Raw genomic sequence first — 1,683 nt, forward strand, 5'->3', positions numbered from 1 at the left:
CGGTTACACAGGTTGAGGGCGATGTTTACCGGCTTGATAAACACGATGGATCGGCGAGGATAAACTACACCGTTTATGGTAACCACGTAGACGGAACATACCTTGCTATAGACGAAACTCACGCGCATATGAATATGCCTGCAACTTTTATGTGGTTTCCTTCTTTAGCCTCGCGGCCGATCAGTATCAAGTTCAATGATCTCGAAAAATATCGTTGGAAAGTTGCCACCCAATTAAAAGAAAGTTCTATTGATAATGTATACACGGCGCCGAATCTCCAGTATTTTATGGATAGCCCGGTCGAGCTTTCTGATTTTAAGCTTGCCGAATGGAGAGATACCAGCACTGGTGGCAAAAACCAGACTATCAGATTGAGTTCTCATGGCACCGCTGACAATCAGGAGGTCGTGAACAATTACGCTAAAATGGTTTCTAAAGTAGTAGCCGAACAAAAGGCCGTATTCGGAGAATTGCCTGTTTTCGACTATGGAACTTACACTTTCCTGCAGGATGTCAATCCGGATAATAATGGTGATGGGATGGAACATCGCAATTCAACAGTAATTACCAGCAGCGGCCTAAAGATCGCTGGAAACGAAGAGGCTATGCTAAGTACTTTCTCACATGAATTTTTTCATGCCTGGAATGTTGAACGCATCCGTCCGAAAACCCTTGAGCCTTTTAATTTCTCTCACGCTAATATGAGCAGCGAGCTTTGGTTCGCTGAAGGTTTTACCCAGTATTATGGTGACCTTATACTTAGACGTGCAGGTTTCAGAACAGATAAACAATACCATGGAATTGTGTCGGGCATACTTAATGGTATATTGAATTCGCCGGGTGCTGCATCCTTTCCTCCAACCCATATGAGCCGGTACGCGGTATTTGTCGATGCTGGCGTATCAGTTGACAAGAACAATTATGCGAATAATTTCGCTTCGTATTACACCTATGGGGCTTTCGTTGCTCTGGGCCTTGATCTTCGTTTACGATCCGAATTCAACTTAACACTCGACGATTACATGAAGGCAGTCTGGACGGCTCATGGAAAAAGCGAAATTCCTTACACCATCCTTGATTTGCAAAATGTTCTTGGCAAAATGACAAATACATCATTTGCACAGGATTACTTTAAGAAGTATGTGGAAGGGATCGAGAAGAACGACTATGGTAAACTGCTGGCAAATGCCGGACTCGAACTGCGTAAAGCATCTCCCGGTAAACCAAGCATTGGCCCGGTTCGTTTAACATTGATACCAGCCTCAGGGAAAAACAGGGTGGCTAGCCCTACAGTGAAGGGCTCCGCCGCCTACGAGGCCGGTATCGACGTGGGTGATTTTATCCTAAAGATTGGAGATACTAATTTAACGGGAACCGTGAATCTTGAACAGATCCTTTCCCAATATCAACCCGGGCAAACTGTGCCCGTCACTTTTGAACATAAGGGTGAAGTAAATACATCGAGTCTGAGATTTCAGGAGGACAATACATTGACAATCGTTCCTTTTGAAAACCCCACTCCGCAACAAATCCAATTCAGAAACAACTGGTTATCATCCAAAATAAAATAATGAAGATCAACAAAATACACGCTGGCCTGGCCGCACTTTTAATCCTGAATTCATGTTCAGTTCAAAAGCCTGAACAGTTTGTTCAGCAAAACGAAATAACACGGGTTATTAA

Annotated in this window: 1 protein-coding gene; it reads left to right on the forward strand. The window is 43.7% G+C overall.

Going from position 1 to position 1,683, the window contains the following annotated elements; translation table 11 throughout:
* On the forward strand, positions 1-1,571 hold a 1,571-nt coding region (locus WBJ10_RS12580; protein ID WP_424290812.1), incomplete at its 5' end, for a M61 family metallopeptidase.
* Positions 1,572-1,683 lie beyond the last annotated feature (112 nt).

The organism is Daejeonella sp. (genome assembly GCF_049655485.1).
Classification (GTDB): Bacteria; Bacteroidota; Bacteroidia; order Sphingobacteriales; family Sphingobacteriaceae; genus Daejeonella.